Raw genomic sequence first — 16,566 nt, 5'->3', positions numbered from 1 at the left:
TAGGGTCTGCCTTTTCATTTATAGGATAACAAAAAGACTGCACAAGGATGCAGCCTTTTCTTTTTATTTGAGATAGCGTTGAAGGAATTCTTTTGTACGGTCTTCTTTAGGATTAGTGAAGAGGTCTTCTGGTTTACCTTCTTCAGCGATTACACCCTTATCCATGAAGATAACACGGTGAGAGACATCACGGGCGAATTCCATTTCGTGGGTTACGACAATCATAGTCAAGCCTTCCTGAGCCAGATCTTGCATGATTTTGAGGACTTCTCCAACCATTTCTGGATCGAGAGCTGATGTTGGTTCATCAAAGAGAATGGCGTCAGGATTCATTGAAAGGGCACGAGCGATGGCCACACGTTGTTTTTGACCACCTGAGAGTTGTTTTGGTTTGGCTTGCCAGTAGCGTTCCCCCATGCCGACCTTTTCTAGGTTTTCTTTGGCAATCTTTTCAGCTTCTGTACGTTCGCGTTTAAGGACAGTTGTCTGAGCGACAATTGTGTTTTCAAGCACGTTGAGATTTTCAAAGAGGTTAAAGGATTGGAAAACCATTCCCAACTTTTCACGGTATTGCGTGAGGTCATAGCCTTTTTCGAGGACGTTTTGTCCATGATAAAGGATTTGTCCATCAGTTGGCGTTTCAAGGAGGTTAATGGAGCGTAGGAAGGTTGATTTTCCGCTTCCAGAGCTTCCGATGATAGAGATGACCTCTCCCTTGTGGACAGTCAGAGAAATGTCTTTTAGCACTTCGTTTTGTCCATAGGATTTTTTGAGGTGTTTAATTTCAAGGATTGCTTGTGTCATTATTTCAAATCCTCCGTTTGCATTTGGTTAGCACCTGTAGTATAGGTATCCATGTCCATGCGGCGTTCGATGAAGCGTAGGATACGTGTTACGGTAAAGGTGAGGACAAAGTAAATCACGGCGATGATTGTAAATGTCTGGAAGTATTGATAGGTTTGCGTTGCCACGGTATTTCCTGAGAAATAAAGTTCGACAACAGAGATAACGTTCAATACAGATGTATCTTTGATATTGATGACAAATTCATTACCAGTTGCTGGTAGGATGTTACGGACTACCTGAGGTAGGACAATCTTACGCATGGTTTGGTTATGAGTCATACCGAGTGCAGTTGCGGCTTCAAATTGTCCCTTGTCAACTGCTAGGATACCACCACGAACGATTTCGGTCATGTAGGCACCGGTGTTGATCGAAACGATGAAGATAGCAGCTAGTGTGCGGTCAAGGTTGATCCCGAAAGCTTGGGCAGTTCCATAGTAGATAACCATCGATTGAACGATCATAGGTGTACCACGGAAAATTTCAATGTAGACATTGAGAATCCAGCCGACTAGTTTTTGTAGGCCGTAAATGGCTTTGTTTTCAGAGAGAGGAGCAGTACGGAAAACACCGATGGCAAGACCGATAATGAGACCTATGATGGTTCCGACGATAGAGATTAAAAGAGTGATACCAGCACCACGCAAGAGTTGTTGCCAGTTTTCAGAAAGAATTTTAGCGACTTGGCTAAAGAAACTACTGCTAGTCTCTTCAGTTGTTGTAGCTTCGGCAGGTTGCTCTTTGATCATACGATCCATCAAGGCAACTTGGTCGTCTTTTGAAATGGTTTCAATGCTGGTATTGATTTGACTAATACGATTGTCATCTTTACGAAGTCCAATGGCAATAGCCGTATCTTCTTCCCCAGTTTTGAAACCTGGTTCTACTTGAACCATCTTGAACTTAGAGTTAGCAGCTTCAGCAGTCAGAGCTTCTGGTCGTTCAGAAACATAAGCATCGATAACACCAGCTTCAAGTGCTTGGCGCATTTGAGCGAAGTCTCCCATGGCAGTTTCTTTTTTAGCGCCTGGGATTTGACCAATCAAGTCATAAAGATAGACACCTTGTTGAGAAGTGATTTTTGCACCGTTAAAGTCATCCAAAGATTTTGCGTTTGCATAAGTAGAATCTTTTTTGACAAGCAAAACTGGTTCGCTAGTGTAGTAACTGCTTGAAAATGCAATTTCTTGTTTGCGTTCGGCAGTAGGACTCATACCAGCGATAATCATGTCAATCTTACCAGAAGTAAGGGCAGGAACTAGGCCTTCCCACTTGGTTTTAACAACCAAAGGTTCTTTACCTAAGTCCTTAGCGATTTTCTTGGCGATTTGAACATCGTATCCGTTAGCATACTGGTTAGTCCCATCGATTTTGACAGCCCCATTGCTATCATCATCCTGAGTCCAGTTAAAGGGAGCATATGCTGCTTCCATCCCGATGCGTAAATATTCATCGGCTTGGGCAACATTGACAAGTCCCAGCATCAGCAAGAGACTTGTGAAAATAGATAAGTATATTTTTCTCATGATTTCTCCTATTTCTAATCTATTAAAAAATAACTGTCTCCTATTTTATCGAAAAAAACTCTATTTTTCAATATAGGTAAGCCCTTACTTATGAAAAAATGATATAATGATAACAAAGATAAAAAGGGGGCTTAGTTGATGAAAAAAACTTTTTTCTTACTGGTGTTAGGCTTGTTTTGCCTTCTGCCACTCTCTGTTTTTGCTATTGATTTCAAGATAAACTCTTATCAAGGAGATTTGTATATTCATGCAGATAATACGGCAGAATTTAGACAGAAGATAGTTTACCGGTTTGAGGAGGATTTTAAGGGCCAAATCGTGGGACTTGGACGTGCTGGCAAGATGCCTAGCGGATTTGACATTGATCCTCATCCAAAGGTTCAGACTGCGAAAAACGGTGCTGAACTAGCAGACGTTACTAGCGAAGTGATAGAAGGAGCAAATGGTTATACTGTTAAAGTTTATAATCCAGGTCAGGAAGGTGACACAGTTGAAGTTGACCTTATCTGGAACTTAAAGAATTTGCTTTTCCTTTATGATGATATCGCTGAATTAAATTGGCAACCTTTAACAGATAGTTCAGGGACTATTGGAAAGTTTGAATTTCATGTAAGGGGAGATAAGGGAGCTGAAAAACTCTTTTTCCATACAGGGAAACTTTTTAGAGAGGGAACGGTTGAAAAGAGTAACCTTGATTATACTATCCGTTTAGACAATCTTCCGGCTAAACGTGGAGTTGAGTTACATGCCTATTGGCCTCGGACCGATTTTGCTAGCGCTAGGGATCAGGGATTGAAAGGGAATCGTTTAGAAGAGTTTAATAAGATAGAAGACTCGATTTTTAAAGAAAAAGATCAGAGTAAACAACTCGTTACTTGGGTGTTTCCTTCCATACTTTCCATCTCTCTGTTATTGAGCGTCTGCTTCTATTTCATCTATAGAAGAAAGACCACTCCTTCGGTTAAATATGCCAAAAATCATCGTCTCTATGAACCACCAATGGAATTAGAACCTATGGTTTTATCAGAGGCTGTCTACTCGACTTCCTTGGATGAAGTGAGTCCTCTAACCAAAGGAGCTGGCAAATTCACCTTTGACCAACTTATTCAAGCTACCTTGTTAGATGTGATTGACCGTGGAAATGTCTCTATTATTTCAGAGGGAGATGCAGTTGGCTTGAGACTGGTAAAAGAAGACGGTTTGTCCAGTTTTGAGAAAGACTGTCTAAATCTAGCTTTTTCAGGCAAAAAAGAAGAAACTCTTTCCAATTTGTTTGCGGATTACAAGGTATCTGATAGTCTTTATCGTAGAGCAAAAGTTTCTGATGAAAAACGGATTCAAGCAAAGGGGCGTCAGCTCAAATCTTCTTTTGAAGAAGTATTGAAAGAGATGCAAGAAGGAGTGAGAAATCGGGTTATCTTCTGGGGACTTCCAGATTATTATCGTCTTTTAACTGGTGGGGAAAAGGCCTTGCAAGTAGGTATGGGTGTCTTGACTATCTTGTCCCTATTTATCGGATTTGGTTTGTTCTTGTACAGTTTGGATGTTTATGGATATCTTTACCTCCCCTTGCCAATACTTGGTTTTTTAGGTTTGGTTTTGGCTGTTTTCTATTATTGGAAGCTTCGACTAGATAACCGTGATGGTGTCCTAAATGAAGCAGGAGCAGAAGTATACTATCTCTGGACCAGTTTTGAAAATATGTTGCGTGAGATTGCACGATTGGATCAGGCTGAATTGGAAAGTATTGTGGTCTGGAATCGCCTCTTGGTCTATGCGACCTTATTTGGCTATGCGGACAAGGTCAGCCATTTGATGAAGGTTCATCAGATTAAAGTGGAAAATCCAGATATCAATCTCTATGTAGCTTATGGCTGGCATAGTATGTTTTATCATTCAAGCGCGCAAATGAGCCATTATGCCAGTGTCGCAAATACAGCAAGTACCTACTCCGTATCTTCTGGAAGTGGAAGTTCTGGCGGAGGCTTCTCTGGAGGCGGAGGCGGAGGCAGTATCGGCGCCTTTTAAAGAGAGCTATCACTGGCTGAAAAAATATGCTATAATGGAAGATAGAAAAAGGAGTAATCTATGTATCTTATTGAAATTTTAAAATCTATCTTCTTCGGGATTGTTGAAGGAATTACGGAATGGCTGCCGATTTCAAGTACAGGTCACTTGATTTTAGCAGAGGAATTTATCCAATACCAAAATCAAAATGAAGTCTTTATGTCCATGTTTAATGTCGTGATTCAGCTTGGCGCTATTTTAGCGGTTATGGTCATTTACTTTAATAAGCTCAATCCTTTTAAATCGACTAAGGACAAGCAGGAAGTTCGTAAGACTTGGAGATTGTGGTTGAAGGTCTTGGTTGCCACTTTGCCTTTACTTGCCGTCTTTAAATTTGATGATTGGTTTGATACCCACTTCCATAACATGGTTTCAGTTGCTCTCATGTTGATTATCTATGGGATTGCCTTTATCTATTTGGAAAAGCGCAATAAAGCGCGTGCTATCGAGCCAAGTGTAACAGAGTTGGACAAGCTTCCTTATACGACAGCCTTCTATATCGGTCTTTTCCAAGTTCTTGCCCTTTTACCGGGAACCAGTCGTTCAGGAGCGACTATTGTCGGTGGTTTGTTGAATGGAACGAGTCGTTCTGTTGTAACGGAATTTACCTTCTATCTTGGAATTCCAGTTATGTTTGGAGCTAGCGCATTAAAGATTTTCAAATTTGTAAAAGCAGGACAGCTCTTGAGCTTTGGGCAATTATTCTTGCTCTTGGTTGCCATGGGAGTAGCCTTTGCAGTCAGTATGGTGGCTATTCGTTTCTTGACCAGCTATGTGAAAAAACACGACTTTACCCTTTTCGGTAAATATCGCATCGTGCTTGGTAGTGTCTTGCTACTTTACAGTTTTGTTCGTTTATTTGTATAAGAAAAACCTTGAAGGGGCAACTCTTCAAGGTTTTAAAATCCAGTCACGGTAATCCCCAACAGGCGGACACCTCTTTCTTTCTCGCTTAATTCTTCATAGAGTTGCAGGGCTATTTGGCTTATATGACTAGCATCCTGTGTTTTTTGAGCGAGACTTTTTCGTTTAGTAAGAGTTGAAAAGTCCTCGTAGCGGATTTTCAAAATGACAATTTTTCCAGCTTTTTCTTGTTGATGTAGATTGAGAGCGACTCTTTCTGATAGAAGAGTCAGCTCTTTTTTGATGTCTTCCTCAGCACGGAGAATCTTCCCATAGGTTTTCTCCTTCCCGATTGATTTACGGATGCGATTGGATTTGACGGGGGAATTGTGGATACCTCGAGCCTTTCGATACAGGTCATAGCCCAGTCTGCCAAAGCGGTCTATTAGGGTTACTTCAGGGACTTCAAGCAAATCAGCGCCAGTAAAAATACCCATTTGATGAAGCCGTTCCACCGTCTTTTTTCCTACTCCATGAAACTTGGAAATATCCATTTGTTTGAGAAAATTCTCAGCTTGGTTAGGTAGAATCACTGTCAGACCATGTGGCTTTTGATAATCACTGGCCATTTTAGCTAAGAATTTGTTGTAAGAAACGCCAGCAGAAGCAGTTAGATGGAGTTCTTGCCAGATATCTTTTTGAATGAGGCGAGCAATTTTGACGGCTGACTTGATGCCGAGTTTATTTTCTGTTACATCCAAATAGGCTTCGTCAATACTCATAGGTTCAATCAAATCTGTATAGCGCTTAAAGATAGTTCGAATTTGGAGTCCCACAGATTTGTATTTTTCATAATTCCCTGAGATAAAGACGGCCTGGGGGCAACGCTCATAAGCTTCCTTGGAACTCATGGCTGAATGGACACCAAAAGCTCGTGCCTCATAGCTACAAGTGGAAACGACACCACGTCCACCTGTTTGCCGAGGGTCACTGCCGATAATGACAGGTTTTCCTCTGAGTTTAGGATTATCCCTGATTTCTACCGCAGCAAAAAAGGCGTCCATGTCAATATGGATGATTTTTCTTGACAAATCATTTAACAAAGGAAAAATCAACATGCATAGCTCCTTTTTACTGCTTATTTTCTTTCATTATACCCTTTTTTCTGAAAAAAAGGAAAAAGGACTTCGTTTTTTCAAAAATATAATACAGTTTAGAACAAAATATAGACTGTTTTAGAAAAGAAAGTGTAAAAATAGGGATTTTCCACTTGCTGAAATCGGTTACTGTGTGGTATACTTGTCTCATGAATGTAACAGATGGTTGTTACTAGAAAGAAAAAAGAGGACATTAACATGGTTGTTAAGACAGTTGTTGAAGCACAAGATATTTTTGATAAAGCTTGGGAAGGCTTCAAAGGCGTAGATTGGAAAGAAAAAGCAAGTGTATCACGCTTCGTACAAGCTAACTACACACCTTACGATGGAGACGAAAGCTTCCTTGCAGGACCAACAGAACGTTCACTTCACATCAAAAAAATTGTAGAAGAAACTAAAGCACACTACGAAGAAACTCGTTTCCCAATGGACACTCGTCCAACATCTATCGCTGATATCCCAGCAGGATTTATCGATAAAGAAAACGAAGTTATCTTCGGTATCCAAAACGATGAACTCTTCAAATTGAACTTCATGCCAAAAGGTGGTATCCGTATGGCTGAAACTACTTTGAAAGAAAATGGATACGAACCAGATCCAGCTGTTCACGAAATCTTTACTAAATATGTAACAACAGTTAACGACGGTATCTTCCGTGCTTACACTTCAAACATCCGTCGCGCTCGTCACGCTCACACTGTAACTGGTCTTCCAGATGCATACTCACGCGGACGTATCATCGGTGTTTACGCACGTCTTGCTCTTTACGGTGCAGACTACTTGATGCAAGAAAAAGTAAACGACTGGAATGCAATTGAAGAAATCGATGAAGAAACAATCCGTCTTCGTGAAGAAATCAATCTTCAATACCAAGCATTGCAACAAGTTGTTCGCTTGGGTGACCTTTACGGAGTTGACGTTCGCAAACCAGCGATGAACGTTAAAGAAGCAATCCAATGGGTTAACATCGCCTTCATGTCTGTCTGCCGTGTTATCAACGGTGCGGCTACATCTCTCGGACGTGTACCAATCGTTTTGGACATCTTTGCAGAACGTGACCTTGCTCGTGGTACATTTACTGAATCAGAAATCCAAGAATTTGTTGATGATTTCGTTATGAAACTTCGTACAGTTAAGTTTGCTCGTACAAAAGCTTATGACCAATTGTACTCAGGTGACCCAACCTTCATCACAACTTCTATGGCTGGTATGGGTAACGACGGTCGTCACCGTGTTACTAAAATGGACTACCGTTTCTTGAACACTCTTGACAACATCGGTAACTCTCCAGAACCAAACTTGACAGTTCTTTGGACTGACAAATTGCCATACAACTTCCGTCGCTACTGTATGCACATGAGCCACAAACACTCTTCTATCCAATACGAAGGTGTAACAACAATGGCTAAAGATGGATATGGTGAAATGAGCTGTATCTCATGCTGTGTGTCTCCACTTGACCCAGAAAATGAAGAACAACGCCACAACATCCAGTACTTCGGTGCGCGTGTAAACGTATTGAAAGCCCTTCTTACTGGTTTGAACGGTGGTTACGACGATGTTCACAAAGACTACAAAGTATTTGACATTGAACCAATCCGTGATGAAGTTCTTGAATTCGAATCAGTTAAAGCTAACTTTGAAAAATCTCTTGACTGGTTGACTGACACTTACGTAGATGCTTTGAACATCATTCACTACATGACTGATAAATACAACTACGAAGCTGTTCAAATGGCCTTCTTGCCAACTAAACAACGTGCGAACATGGGATTCGGTATCTGTGGATTTGCTAACACTGTTGATACATTGTCAGCTATCAAATACGCTACAGTTAAACCAATCCGTGACGAAAATGGCTACATCTACGATTACGAAACAATCGGTGAATACCCACGTTGGGGTGAAGATGACCCACGTTCAAACGAATTGGCAGAATGGTTGATCGAAGCTTACACAACTCGTCTACGTAGCCACAAACTTTACAAAGACGCTGAAGCTACAGTATCACTTTTGACAATCACATCTAACGTTGCTTACTCTAAACAAACTGGTAACTCACCAGTTCACAAAGGTGTATACCTCAACGAAGATGGTTCTGTGAACTTGTCTAAACTTGAATTCTTCTCACCAGGTGCTAACCCATCTAACAAAGCTAAAGGTGGATGGTTGCAAAACTTGAACTCACTTTCTAGCCTTGACTTTAGTTACGCAGCTGACGGTATCTCATTGACTACACAAGTATCACCTCGCGCTCTTGGTAAGACTCGTGACGAACAAGTTGATAACTTGGTAACAATCCTTGATGGTTACTTTGAAAACGGTGGACAACACGTTAACTTGAACGTTATGGACTTGAACGATGTTTACGAAAAGATTATGTCAGGTGAAGACGTTATCGTACGTATCTCTGGATACTGTGTAAACACTAAATACCTCACTCCAGAACAAAAAACTGAATTGACACAACGTGTCTTCCACGAAGTTCTTTCAATGGATGATGCCTTGGATGCGTTGAGCTAATCAAGTTCTTGAATAATGAAAAGGAACCCTCGGTCAGTCGACTGAGGGTTGTTTTTTGGGATCTTAAATTCCTTAATACTCTTCGAAAATCTCTTCAAACCACGTCAGCTTCGCCTTGTCGTACTCAAGTACTGTCTATAGCTAGCTTCCTAGTTTGCTCTTTGATTTTCATTGAGTATAAGTCAGGATCTGAAGTGTCTCGCTTGGTTTAAAAAGAGTTGGTTGAGTTGAGGAGGTGGTCTGAAATAAAAACACCACACTTTGTTAGATACAAGGTGTGGTTGTATTTTATCTCTTAGACCAAGTTCTCTTCATAAAGAGAAGTAAGATTGGGTAAATCTCCAAACGGCCTGCAATCATTGCAAAGGAGAGAAGAATTTTTGAGATAGGACTAAAGATTGAGAAACTAGATGTCGTTCCTAGAATAGGCCCGATGTTATTGAAACAGCTAAAGACAGCACTGGTTACAACCAGAAAATCATTGCTATCTAGGCTGACAATAAAGATAAGGGATAGCAAAATCATAGAATAGATGACAAAGTACTTGAGAATCTTATGTTGGGTATCTTTGTCAATTACCGTTTTATTAACATGGAGGGTCAAAACACGGTGGGGCGATAGGATTGACAAAATTTGGTTTTTGGCAATTTTTGAAAGGATGAGACCTCGAATAACCTTGAGTCCACCTGCGGTTGAACCAGCAGAACCACCGATTCCCATGAGGAAGAGGAGGATAAACTGGGAGAAGAGGGGCCAATTGGTAATGTCTCCATATCCAAAACCAGTCGTCGTAATAATATTGGAAACCTGGAAGAAGGCCATTTCAAAGCTCTTGGAAAATCCTGGGTAGAGATAGAGGGTATTAAGGCTAATCAAGCCTGTAGAAACCAGAACAATGACCAAGTAAGCTCGAAGTTCTTCATCTCCAAAGAAGGCCTTGACGCGACGGAGCATAAGGTAGTAGTAGAGATTGAAATTTACCCCAAAAACCAAAACTCCGATACTAACCAGATAGGTAATCAGTGAGCTACCATAGTGGGCAATCCCGTCGTTATAGACTGTAAAACCTCCTGTACCCGCAGTACCCATAGCGATGATAAAACTATCAAATAGGGGCATACCAGCCAGATAATAGATGATGACAAAGAGGGAGAAGAGAGCTAGATAAAGGAGATAGAGAATCTGGGCAGTATTTTTGAGTTTGGATACAACCTTGCCAAAAACAGGGCCAGGAACCTCAGCCTTCATCACCTCTAGGTGGCTATTCTTGGCATTATCCATAATAGCAAGCGCAAAAACAAGCACCCCCATCCCTCCAATCAAGTGGGTAAAACTTCGCCAGAAGAGGAGGGAACGACTGAGAACTGAAACGTCATTCAGAATAGTTGCTCCAGTAGTTGTAAAGCCAGAACTGATCTCAAAAAAGGCATCGATAACGCTGGGAATTTGCCTAGCAAAAACAAAGGGGAGACCACCAAAGAAGGACCAAAGGATCCAACAGAGGGCAACAATCAAGACTCCCTCCTTGGCATAAATCCGTTGATTTTTTGGCTTTTGTAAAATTCCTGAACCGCCTAGTAATACGAGAATCCCAATCGTTGTAAAGAGGGCTGTAAAGACTTGGCTCGATTCACGGTAATAGATAGCAACAGCTACAGGAACCAAAAGAAGAACAGCTTCAATCAAAAGTAATTTTGAAAGGAGGTAACGAATCATACTTTTATTCATTTCTTACCTCGCGATCAAGTCATAAATCTTGGTGATGTTTGGCAACAAGGTTGTTACTAGGAGCTTGTCTCCGACTTCCAGCATATCCTCCCCAGTAGGGAAAATAGTCTTGCCCTTTCGAATGATAGCTGCAATAAGAACCCCTTTTTTCAGTTTGAGTTGAGAAAGAGGTTTGGCAGTCATTTTATTGGCTTCCTTGATATGGAATTGCAGGGTTTCGATTTGGCCATTGGCTAGATGGTGCATGGCCTGAAGGTCTGAATACTGGGCATTAACCCGACCACGAATAAAGTGCATAATCGTATCTACAGCGATGCTTTTAGGTGTGATGATACTTGAAAAATCAGGCGCATTGATAATCTCGAGGAGACTGGTACGATTGACCTTAGTAATATTTTTCTGTACACCTACCCTGTCAAGGAACATAGAGGTAATCAGATTTTCCTCATCGACCCCTGTTAGAGTCGCAACGGCATCATAGTTTTGAGCACTTTCTTCCAGCAGGATATCTTTTACGGTACCATCTCCTTGAACGATGTAGAGGTTTGGGAATTTCTCGCTAAAGAAGCTAGCGATTTCAGGATTGATTTCAATAACCTTGGTATCGATACGACTGTCTTTGAGGATACCTAGTAGATAATAGGCAATTCTACCAGCTCCAACAATAAGAAGACTCTTCACGGCACGAGACTTGAAATAATTATGGAAGAGCATCATGTCAACACGGTTACCAGTGACAAAGATTCTATCTTTATCCTGTACAGTCATGTCACCGCTTGGAATGATAATTTGATGTTCCCTTTCTATCGCACAGACAATGACATTGCCAAATTTTTTCCGAAAATCAGAAATGGGCATTTGGCAAAGACCACTGGAGGATTTAACAGCGAATTCCATCAAGCTGACCCGTCCACCAAAGAAACGTTCGACAGAGAGGGCGTTGGGGAAGTCAATGATATTAGCAATAGCACGGGCAGCCAAGAGCTCAGGATTAACGATAAGAGAAAAACCGAGAATATTCTTTTCCTTGAAATAAGAGTTAGAATATTCAGGGTTCCGCACCCGAACGATGGTCTCTTTAGCTCCCATTTTTTTGGCTAGAACGGCTGCAATCATGTTGACTTCATCGTATTCAGTCAGGGCGATAAAGATATCACAATCCTGGACACTGGCTTGCTCAAGGATGGTAAAATCGGCCCCGTTACCAAGGATACCCATGATATCAAAGCGATTGACAATATGATTGAGGACAGTTTCGTCTTGCTCAATCAGCAAAACATCATGCTTTTCTGCAACCAAGGAGCGACAGAGGGCAGAACCAACTTTTCCCCCTCCGACAAGGATAATTTTCATAATAAAACCTACTTCTTCATTATGTAACTATCATACCTTTTTTCAAGAAAAAATGCACCTACTAGCTAATCACCAGAGTTTTTAGTAGGAAATTTGCTATAAGGTAAAACTATACCCTAATCAATTGAAATAGCTATTAGCACCTTTCTCTGAAATATGGTATGATAAAGGATATACAAGGAGATAAAATGAATAATAATTTACTGGTATTACAATCAGACTTTGGTTTGGTAGATGGTGCGGTATCGGCTATGATTGGAGTGGCTTTAGAAGAGTCTCCAACCTTAAAAATTCATCATTTGACGCACGATATCACGCCTTATAATATTTTTGAGGGGAGCTATCGTCTCTTTCAGACGGTGGATTACTGGCCTGAGGGAACGACTTTTGTATCGGTTGTCGATCCAGGTGTCGGCTCGAAACGTAAGAGTGTGGTTGCCAAGACTGCAAAAAATCAATACATTGTCACGCCAGACAATGGGACTCTTTCTTTTATTAAGAAACACGTTGGTATTGTAGCCATTCGTGAAATTTCTGAGGTAGCCAATAGACGTCAAAACACAGAGCATTCTTATACCTTCCACGGTCGTGATGTTTATGCTTATACTGGAGCTAAATTAGCCAGTGGTCACATTACATTTGAGGAAGTGGGACCAGAGCTCAGTGTGGATCAGATTGTGGAGCTTCCAGTCGTAGAGACCATCATTGAAGACCATTTGGTGAAGGGAGCTATTGATATTCTGGATGTGCGTTTCGGCTCTCTTTGGACCTCTATCACGCGAGAAGAATTTTACAAGCTGGAACCAGCATTCGGTGACCGTTTTGAAGTGACTATCTATCACGCTGATATGCTGGTCTATCAAAATCAGGTTGTTTATGGCAAATCATTTGCAGATGTGAGAATTGGGCAACCAATCCTTTACATCAACTCTCTCTATCGTTTAGGTCTGGCTATCAACCAAGGTTCCTTTGCCAAGGCCTATAATGTGGGTGTCGGTTCATCTTGGACCATTGAAATAAAGAAAATAGAATCATAAAATAGGAGAATATAGATGAAAAATCAATCAATTAAACAAGTTGTTGCTATCGGTGTTGGAGCTGCGCTCTTTGTTGTCATCGGGATGATCAGCATTCCGACACCCGTTCCAAATACAAGCATCCAGCTTCAGTATGCGGTACAGAGCCTCTTATCTATCATTTTTGGCCCTCTAGTGGGACTACTTGTTGGTTTAATTGGGCATGCAGTGAAGGACTCTCTTGCTGGCTACGGTCTGTGGTGGACTTGGATTATTGCTAGTGGTCTCTTTGGTCTAGTCGTCGGACTCTTTAGAAAATACATTCGAGTAACACAGGGTGTTTTTGAGTTGAAGGATATTGTCTTCTTTAACCTCATTCAGATTGTTGCAAATGCTCTTGTTTGGGGTGTCTTGGCACCACTTGGAGATGTTGTGATTTATCAAGAAGCAGCAGAAAAAGTATTTGCCCAAGGGATTGTTGCGGGAATTGCTAATGCTGTAACTGTAGCTATCGCAGGTACTCTTCTCTTGCTAGCTTATTCACGTACGCAGACTCGTTCAGGAAGTTTGAAAAAGGATTAACATAAAGGAAAAGGCTGGGCAACCAGTCTTTTTGCTGTTTATAGGCTAGTCGGGTAAGCAATTTAGGCTAGGAATCTTGTTGGCGCTAAGTTTTTAAGAGAAGAGACTGCAAGAAGGGTTCGATTTATGATAAAATAGAAGTCTAAGAAGCGAATGAAGAGAGTAAGATGAAAGAAGCTATAATTGAGTGGAAGGATTTCTCTTTCCAGTATGAAACGCAACAAGAACCGACCTTGCAAGGAGTGGACTTAACTATTTATAAGGGAGAGAAAGTTTTAATTGTTGGGCCATCTGGGTCAGGCAAGTCTACCTTGGGTCAGTGTTTGAATGGGATTATTCCAAATATTTACAAGGGTCAGACGTCTGGAGAATTTTTGATCAAGGGGCAAGCAGCCTTTGATATGAGTATCTATGATAAATCTCATCTAGTCAGCACAGTTTTGCAAGATACAGATGGGCAGTTTATCGGCCTGTCTGTGGCAGAGGATTTGGCTTTTGCTCTGGAAAATGACATGACAGCTCTAGATGACATGAAAAGTCGTGTTCATAAATGGGCTGAAAAGCTGGACCTTCTCCCTTTACTGCCGCAGCGTCCTCAGGATTTGTCAGGTGGACAAAAGCAGCGAGTCAGTCTGGCTGGTGTCTTGATTGATGAGAGTCCGATTCTTTTGTTTGATGAGCCACTCGCCAATCTAGATCCCAAGTCAGGTCAGGATATTATCGAATTGATTGACCAGATTCATAAGGAAGAGGGGACGACGACTCTTATTATCGAGCACCGTTTAGAGGATGTTCTGCATCGCCCTGTGGATCGGATTGTCTTGATAAACGATGGTCGTATCCTCTTTAATGGGAGCCCTGACCAGCTACTGGCGACTGATTTATTGACCCAAAATGGAATTCGAGAACCCCTTTATCTAACCACTCTCCGTCAATTGGGTGTGGATTTAGCCAAGGAAGAACAATTAGCAAATCTGGATAACTTGTCTATCTCAAAAGGCCAGATTCAGTTGCGGACGGAACTGGTAAAAGAAACCCCAGAATTGCAGTCACTCTTTAAATTAGAGGATGTGTCTTTTTCTTATGATGATAGACCGATTTTAAAATCCATTTATTTAGATATTAAAAAGGGTGAAAAGATTGCCATTGTCGGAAAAAATGGAGCAGGGAAATCAACTCTAGCCAAGGCCATAAGTAGCTTTATCCAGACGGAAGGTCGCTATCTTTGGGAAGGGCAGGATATCAAAGGAGATTCTGTTGCAGAGCGGGCGGAACGAGTAGGCTATGTGCTGCAAAATCCTAATCAAATGATTTCAACCAATATGATTTTTGATGAGGTGGCTCTAGGACTTCGTTTGCGAGGTGTGGAAGAGCAGGAAATTGAAACGAGAGTCTATGAAACCTTGAAAATCTGTGGTCTCTATGAATTCCGTAATTGGCCCATTTCTGCCCTGTCATTTGGTCAGAAAAAACGTGTTACTATTGCATCGATTTTGGTCTTGGGAGCTGAAATTATCCTCCTAGATGAACCAACTGCAGGTCAAGACCAGAAGAACTATACTGAGATTATGGAATTTCTCGAAGAGTTGCATCAAAAAGGTCATACCATTGTCATGATTACCCATGATATGCAATTGATGCTAGATTATTCAGATCGAGCTCTTGTTATGGTGGATGGAGAATTGATTGCCGATACTGATCCAGCTAGTCTGTTGAGCAATCCTGAGCTGTTAGTAAAAGCCAACCTAAAAGAAACCTCTATCTTTAACTTGGCTAAGAAACTCGACGTGGATCCACTTGCTTTAACGGCATTTTACAAAGAAAGGAGAGAAGGATGCAAGCAAAATTAATCGGTTACCAGCATAGAGATACTGTGATTCATCGCTTGTCAGGAGCTGGGAAACTTCTCTTTTTCATTCTCGTGTCATTGGCTGCCATGATTAGCTATGATACCAGACTGCTTGTTCTGATTGCCATTTTTTCGGTTTTTCTCCTCTATTTGTCAGAAATCCGTTTTAAAGATGTTTCCTTTGTGGCAGTTTTTGCGACTGTATTTGCCGTTTTAAACGTCTTGATGGTCTATCTCTTTTCTCCTGAGTATGGGGTTGGACTTTACGGAGAGAGAAATGTGATTTGGCAGGGAATCGGTGCCTACACTCTAACCAGTCAGGAGCTCTTTTATCTGCTAAATTTGGCCATTAAGTATCTCTGCACCATTCCTCTGGCTATTATCTTTTTGATGACAACTCATCCTAGTCAGTTTGCTTCTAGTTTAAATCAAATTGGTGTGCCTTATAAGATTGCCTATTCTGTCAGCCTGACCTTGCGTTATATTCCAGATTTGCAGGAAGAATTCTTTACTATCAAGATGTCTCAGGAAGCGCGTGGGATGGAATTATCCAAGAAAGCTTCTCTTATGCAACGAATCAAAGGCAATCTGCGCATTATTACTCCCTTGATTTTCAGCTCGCTAGAACGCATTGATACCATCGCGACTGCCATGGAGCTTCGACGCTTTGGGAAAGAGAAAAAACGCACTTGGTATAGTTATCAGGCCTTGAAAAAAGGAGACTATCTTACTTTGCTCTTGGCAGCCTTGTTTTTAGTAGCTAGTTTACTACTTATCTTGCAGAATCAGGGACGATTTTATAACCCTTGGAAATAGTATTGTCAAAGTTTTCATTAGAGAAGTAAAGAGAAATTATTCTATAACTTTTTATTGATAGATTGTATGAGAAATAAAGTTAATAATTGTATACTTGAAACTTTTTGACAAAACATGAATTAGTTTGTATATTTTATAGTAGAATTTACACTACAAAATCAAAGTTATTCAAATATAATCATTTTCAACTAAGTTCAGTGTCATAATGTAGAGACGATATAAAATAGTAAAAGTACTTAATTTAAATCGTGTTAATTTCACTT

12 protein-coding genes are annotated in these 16,566 nt (G+C 40.9%); 7 read left to right on the top strand and 5 right to left on the bottom strand.

Features of this window, described 5'->3' with window-relative positions; translation table 11 throughout:
- Nucleotides 1-63: 63 nt before the first annotated feature.
- Together B7700_RS07770 and B7700_RS07765 are read right to left on the bottom strand one after the other, a co-directional pair.
- Nucleotides 64-804 carry an amino acid ABC transporter ATP-binding protein gene (locus B7700_RS07770; protein ID WP_000189477.1) on the bottom strand — a complete coding sequence of 247 codons (741 nt, stop codon included), beginning with the start codon at nt 802-804 and terminating at the stop codon, nt 64-66.
- Nucleotides 804-2,369, bottom strand: a complete 1,566-nt coding sequence (locus B7700_RS07765; RefSeq protein ID WP_084888209.1) for an ABC transporter substrate-binding protein/permease — start codon at nt 2,367-2,369, stop codon at nt 804-806. The genes B7700_RS07770 and B7700_RS07765 overlap by 1 nt, the downstream gene beginning before the upstream one ends.
- Nucleotides 2,370-2,507: 138 nt before the next feature.
- Here B7700_RS07765 and B7700_RS07760 point away from each other — a divergent pair, with 138 nt between their 5' ends.
- Both B7700_RS07760 and B7700_RS07755 read left to right on the top strand, forming a co-directional pair.
- The gene (locus tag B7700_RS07760) at nt 2,508-4,397 is read left to right on the top strand and encodes a DUF2207 domain-containing protein (protein WP_084888207.1); all 1,890 of its coding nucleotides are present in this window, start codon (nt 2,508-2,510) and stop codon (nt 4,395-4,397) included.
- A 60-nt stretch (nt 4,398-4,457) separates the two neighbouring features.
- Nucleotides 4,458-5,303 (top strand): undecaprenyl-diphosphate phosphatase, encoded by an 846-nt coding sequence (locus B7700_RS07755; RefSeq protein WP_084888205.1) that lies wholly within the window; start codon nt 4,458-4,460, stop codon nt 5,301-5,303.
- Between the two features lie 32 nt (nt 5,304-5,335).
- Here the strand turns inward: B7700_RS07755 and dinB are convergent, their stop codons facing one another.
- Entirely contained in the window at nt 5,336-6,397 is a 1,062-nt protein-coding gene (dinB, locus tag B7700_RS07750; protein ID WP_084888203.1) for a DNA polymerase IV, read from the bottom strand.
- Nucleotides 6,398-6,634: 237 nt separating this feature from the next.
- Here dinB and pflB point away from each other — a divergent pair, with 237 nt between their 5' ends.
- Nucleotides 6,635-8,959 carry a formate C-acetyltransferase gene (gene pflB, locus B7700_RS07745; protein WP_000260631.1) on the top strand — a complete coding sequence of 775 codons (2,325 nt, stop codon included), beginning with the start codon at nt 6,635-6,637 and terminating at the stop codon, nt 8,957-8,959.
- A 288-nt stretch (nt 8,960-9,247) separates the two neighbouring features.
- Here pflB and B7700_RS07740 read toward each other — a convergent pair whose 3' ends face one another.
- Both B7700_RS07740 and trkA read right to left on the bottom strand, forming a co-directional pair.
- Nucleotides 9,248-10,687, bottom strand: a complete 1,440-nt coding sequence (locus B7700_RS07740) for a TrkH family potassium uptake protein (protein ID WP_084888201.1) — start codon at nt 10,685-10,687, stop codon at nt 9,248-9,250.
- A 3-nt stretch (nt 10,688-10,690) separates the two neighbouring features.
- Complete coding sequence (trkA, locus tag B7700_RS07735; protein WP_084888199.1) at nt 10,691-12,040, bottom strand: Trk system potassium transporter TrkA; 1,350 nt, start codon at nt 12,038-12,040, stop codon at nt 10,691-10,693.
- A gap of 188 nt (nt 12,041-12,228) precedes the next feature.
- Here trkA and B7700_RS07730 point away from each other — a divergent pair, with 188 nt between their 5' ends.
- The 4 genes from B7700_RS07730 (at nt 12,229) to B7700_RS07715 (ending at nt 16,303) form a co-directional block, all read left to right on the top strand.
- Nucleotides 12,229-13,077, top strand: a complete 849-nt coding sequence (locus tag B7700_RS07730; RefSeq protein ID WP_045605043.1) for an SAM hydrolase/SAM-dependent halogenase family protein — start codon at nt 12,229-12,231, stop codon at nt 13,075-13,077.
- A gap of 15 nt (nt 13,078-13,092) precedes the next feature.
- Nucleotides 13,093-13,638 carry an ECF-type riboflavin transporter substrate-binding protein gene (locus tag B7700_RS07725; RefSeq protein ID WP_000795929.1) on the top strand — a complete coding sequence of 182 codons (546 nt, stop codon included), beginning with the start codon at nt 13,093-13,095 and terminating at the stop codon, nt 13,636-13,638.
- A 167-nt stretch (nt 13,639-13,805) separates the two neighbouring features.
- Nucleotides 13,806-15,488 (top strand): ABC transporter ATP-binding protein, encoded by a 1,683-nt coding sequence (locus B7700_RS07720; protein ID WP_084888198.1) that lies wholly within the window; start codon nt 13,806-13,808, stop codon nt 15,486-15,488.
- The gene (locus B7700_RS07715) at nt 15,473-16,303 is read left to right on the top strand and encodes an energy-coupling factor transporter transmembrane component T family protein (protein ID WP_084888196.1); all 831 of its coding nucleotides are present in this window, start codon (nt 15,473-15,475) and stop codon (nt 16,301-16,303) included. Before B7700_RS07720 ends, B7700_RS07715 begins: the two co-directional genes overlap by 16 nt.
- Nucleotides 16,304-16,566 lie beyond the last annotated feature (263 nt).

Source organism: Streptococcus mitis (assembly GCF_002096755.1).
GTDB classification, from domain to species: domain Bacteria; phylum Bacillota; class Bacilli; order Lactobacillales; family Streptococcaceae; genus Streptococcus; species Streptococcus mitis_AC.
This window is presented reverse-complemented; position numbering and strand designations above follow the sequence as displayed.

What these genes read in the sequence shown, in the direction of transcription:
- B7700_RS07720 (WP_084888198.1), top strand. Translation starts at nt 13,806, where the DNA reads ATGAAAGAAGCTATAATTGAGTGGAAGGATTTCTCTTTCCAGTATGAA.
- B7700_RS07770 (WP_000189477.1), bottom strand. Translation starts at nt 804, where the DNA reads ATGACACAAGCAATCCTTGAAATTAAACACCTCAAAAAATCCTATGGA.
- B7700_RS07730 (WP_045605043.1), top strand. Translation starts at nt 12,229, where the DNA reads ATGAATAATAATTTACTGGTATTACAATCAGACTTTGGTTTGGTAGAT.
- B7700_RS07725 (WP_000795929.1), top strand. Translation starts at nt 13,093, where the DNA reads ATGAAAAATCAATCAATTAAACAAGTTGTTGCTATCGGTGTTGGAGCT.
- B7700_RS07765 (WP_084888209.1), bottom strand. Translation starts at nt 2,369, where the DNA reads ATGAGAAAAATATACTTATCTATTTTCACAAGTCTCTTGCTGATGCTG.
- B7700_RS07760 (WP_084888207.1), top strand. Translation starts at nt 2,508, where the DNA reads ATGAAAAAAACTTTTTTCTTACTGGTGTTAGGCTTGTTTTGCCTTCTG.
- pflB (WP_000260631.1), top strand. Translation starts at nt 6,635, where the DNA reads ATGGTTGTTAAGACAGTTGTTGAAGCACAAGATATTTTTGATAAAGCT.
- B7700_RS07715 (WP_084888196.1), top strand. Translation starts at nt 15,473, where the DNA reads ATGCAAGCAAAATTAATCGGTTACCAGCATAGAGATACTGTGATTCAT.
- dinB (WP_084888203.1), bottom strand. Translation starts at nt 6,397, where the DNA reads ATGTTGATTTTTCCTTTGTTAAATGATTTGTCAAGAAAAATCATCCAT.
- trkA (WP_084888199.1), bottom strand. Translation starts at nt 12,040, where the DNA reads ATGAAAATTATCCTTGTCGGAGGGGGAAAAGTTGGTTCTGCCCTCTGT.
- B7700_RS07755 (WP_084888205.1), top strand. Translation starts at nt 4,458, where the DNA reads ATGTATCTTATTGAAATTTTAAAATCTATCTTCTTCGGGATTGTTGAA.
- B7700_RS07740 (WP_084888201.1), bottom strand. Translation starts at nt 10,687, where the DNA reads ATGAATAAAAGTATGATTCGTTACCTCCTTTCAAAATTACTTTTGATT.